The organism is Viscerimonas tarda (assembly GCF_054601255.1).
The window spans coordinates 1-2,780 of record NZ_BAAHWV010000098.1; the positions used below are offsets into that span (position 1 = coordinate 1).

General features: G+C 39.0%; 6 protein-coding genes. All 6 read right to left on the reverse strand.

What is annotated here, in order from left to right; translation table 11 throughout:
• Positions 1–16: 16 nt before the first annotated feature.
• A complete protein-coding gene (locus ACYPWY_RS15905) occupies positions 17–526 on the reverse strand; it encodes a hypothetical protein (protein ID WP_459686526.1) in 510 nt (169 codons plus the stop codon).
• 25 nt (positions 527–551) lie between these two features.
• Positions 552–1,202 (reverse strand): hypothetical protein, encoded by a 651-nt coding sequence (locus ACYPWY_RS15910; RefSeq protein WP_459686527.1) that lies wholly within the window; start codon positions 1,200–1,202, stop codon positions 552–554.
• A gap of 21 nt (positions 1,203–1,223) precedes the next feature.
• Positions 1,224–1,394, reverse strand: a complete 171-nt coding sequence (locus ACYPWY_RS15915) for a hypothetical protein (protein WP_459686528.1) — start codon at positions 1,392–1,394, stop codon at positions 1,224–1,226.
• A gap of 10 nt (positions 1,395–1,404) precedes the next feature.
• Positions 1,405–1,710 (reverse strand): hypothetical protein, encoded by a 306-nt coding sequence (locus tag ACYPWY_RS15920; RefSeq protein ID WP_459686529.1) that lies wholly within the window; start codon positions 1,708–1,710, stop codon positions 1,405–1,407.
• Between the two features lie 2 nt (positions 1,711–1,712).
• The gene (locus ACYPWY_RS15925) at positions 1,713–2,447 is read right to left on the reverse strand and encodes a hypothetical protein (protein WP_459686530.1); all 735 of its coding nucleotides are present in this window, start codon (positions 2,445–2,447) and stop codon (positions 1,713–1,715) included.
• A 10-nt stretch (positions 2,448–2,457) separates the two neighbouring features.
• Positions 2,458–2,780 (reverse strand): hypothetical protein (locus ACYPWY_RS15930; protein WP_459686531.1); only part of this gene is annotated, 323 nt, incomplete at its 5' end.

A 2,780-nucleotide genomic window follows, 5' to 3' on the forward strand; every position in this document is an offset into this window, starting at 1 on the left:
GTTTGGTTTTCATACATTACTCCTCCACTTCAATAAACCGTACCCAATACGACAAGTCGTCAAAAGATTCGTCATTGATTTTTTCGGCAAATTCATCGGGTGTCAATTTTTCCACATAATCATCTGCCCAGCCGGATATGATTTCATCATTGGTTACATTCCGCTCAAAACGTTCAATCGGATAAAGAAAAACGGCAAGTTCTTTTTCTACCGGTTCCGGCTCTTTTGTGCCGGACAAATCCACATAATAATCCCAGGCAGTAATCAGCCAATCGATACAGATTTCGCTCAGTTGCCGCGTTTCTTCCACTCCCGTTTCGGGATTTTCCAACAGGCAGCTTCCGTCCGAAAATATCCTTGTCAGATAATACGCCGTATAAACGGAATTGCCGCATTCGAGCGATTTTTCCGATTCTTCCTCCACATAAACACAGTGAGGCAATAAGCCTGCTGGAAATTCTTCTACTGCGCAAAGCGCGTTGATAATTTCACTTTGCAGGTCGTTCAGCCTTTTTCCAAAATTCATATTTGTTTGTTTTTAAGTTTGATAATCAGTTATAATCCCAATTCCCTTTCTTTTTCAACAAGTCTATCATAAACTCGTCCAACACCAGCGTATCTAACCAGCCGTCGGCATCATTCAGCCCTTCGAGGTAGGCGTTCATTAGTCCTTGCGACTTGAAGGTTTTCTCGTCCACAACACCCCCATTCGCCTCCAACCATTCTTCGGACGGGATTTCGCCACTATCCTCATACTCCCTTACCGCTTCAGTACCAAATATGATAGTTACCGACACTTGTTCGGTATCTTGTTCTTCATCATTAGCATTTTTCCAACCTGAAACAGCGCCGATGAAATCCAACACATCAGAATATTGCCCTGTTTCTACTTCCAAGCGGGTTTCAAAAACACCATTATGGCTATTATAGCCATCAACAAATACGCGGTCATTTTCATCCAAGTAAACATCTGTTATATCAATGTTCGGATTATCTTTATTGCTCCAAAAAGTGGAAGTGACGGGGTAATCGCTGTCCCAATCATCTTCAAGTCCCTCTGTAAAAGTGATTTTACCATTGTTTTCTTTCAAAGCGGCAATGATAAGATTGTAGATCGCATTACTTATTCTTTTTTGTTCCGCAATCAGGCGGATATACTCTTTATTTGCTTCGCTATACTCTGTGTTACACCAGTCAGACATATTATTTCTCCTTTCTATATTTTATTCGTTAATACCACAAATCTCCGTATCGGTAATTTGAAATTCGCCCTCTACTTCAAAATTGTAGTCCATTTCATTAATAACTTCTTCAACATCTTCATCCGTGATTTCGTCCACTTCCGGATTATGAATTTCAAGACGAACTGTTATGTACGCTGTTTTTGTTGCCATATACTTTTGTTTAGTGTTTGTTATTTATTCTGTTTTCAATTATTCGTTTGCAGTCAGGACAAACATAAAATGCACGGTCTTCTTCATCCGGTGCATCCTCCTTGTCAAAAAAGAACCCTTTTGCACAATGTTGGCAGAAGGCATGATATTTAAGCATAATATCTTCTTCATTGATTCCGTGTTCATTCAAAAATCCGGTTGCTTCTTTTTCCGAATCAAAATGCCAGATTTCGTCTTTGTCATCCAACAGGTATTCAAGTCCGTTTAAGGTCGTTTCACCTTCGGGACGGCAGATAATAAATCCTTTTTCAGTCATGCTTATTGTTTCTTTGAAATGTTGTCCGGATGTCCGGTAAATACAATCTTGCCTTCTGTTTGCAGAATTTCCAGATATGATTTTATCGCATAATCCGGAAAATACCAAAGATTTTCGTAATCCGCCGGCTCTCCGTCATAATTTTCATCTTCGGGAAATATAGCTCCTTGTCCGATAGCCGGCGCTTCGGTTAGTCCGATATTGCAAGCATACCACCAATCATTTCCGATGTATCGGGAGTTTTCCATCAATTCGGCTAAATACGCTCGTTCATCGTGAATTTTTTTGTTGATTATATCTTGAAATTCTTCTCTGTTGGAAACGGCTATTTCTAAATCCCCGTTATCCAAGACAGTCAATTCAATTGCATTTCGGTTGCAATTCTTGTTGTTTTCGTGGATGGTTTCCAGTATATTTTCTCGAATATTTTCTAACCAATCCAGATGCATACATCCTAAATCATAACAATACAGCGTGGAAGAAATATTGTAATACTCATCATACACGTCAAGGCAAATACTGCCGTCATCCAAAGAAACCTTTTTGACAGGAGAATCATAGGCGTTACCGTCATTGTCAAACCAAACAACATAAGTCACATCGCATTGCTCATCATCAAGCAATTCAATCTCTTGGAGGTAATTGCTTTTAAGAATATTCACTATGGATTGAATGATTTCTTCGCGCAATTCGTCGATTCTTTCTTGAAATGTTTGTTGTTGTTTATCCTTTCCCATTGTTTATTATTTATCCATTAATACTGCTTTGGGGACACAAATCAATATAGATGTAATCTTCAGATTGTAAAAACCATTTAATACTTTCGTATAATTCATCGCTATCCTCATCGTCGGTAATATCATGCAGATGGGAAGTTTTACCTCCATAGTAGGCAAGAATAATAAGAACAGCATCAAACAGTCTGATTTTTTTGACACCGTATTGACAATCGTTTCCTTCATCGGAAGTACTGAAATCAAGCGTTTCGTCCACAGGTAACCGGAGTAATTTATCGGCAAATTCTTCCAAAGTCACTTTCTCGGATGCAAATTCGACCGTTCCTACAAGAT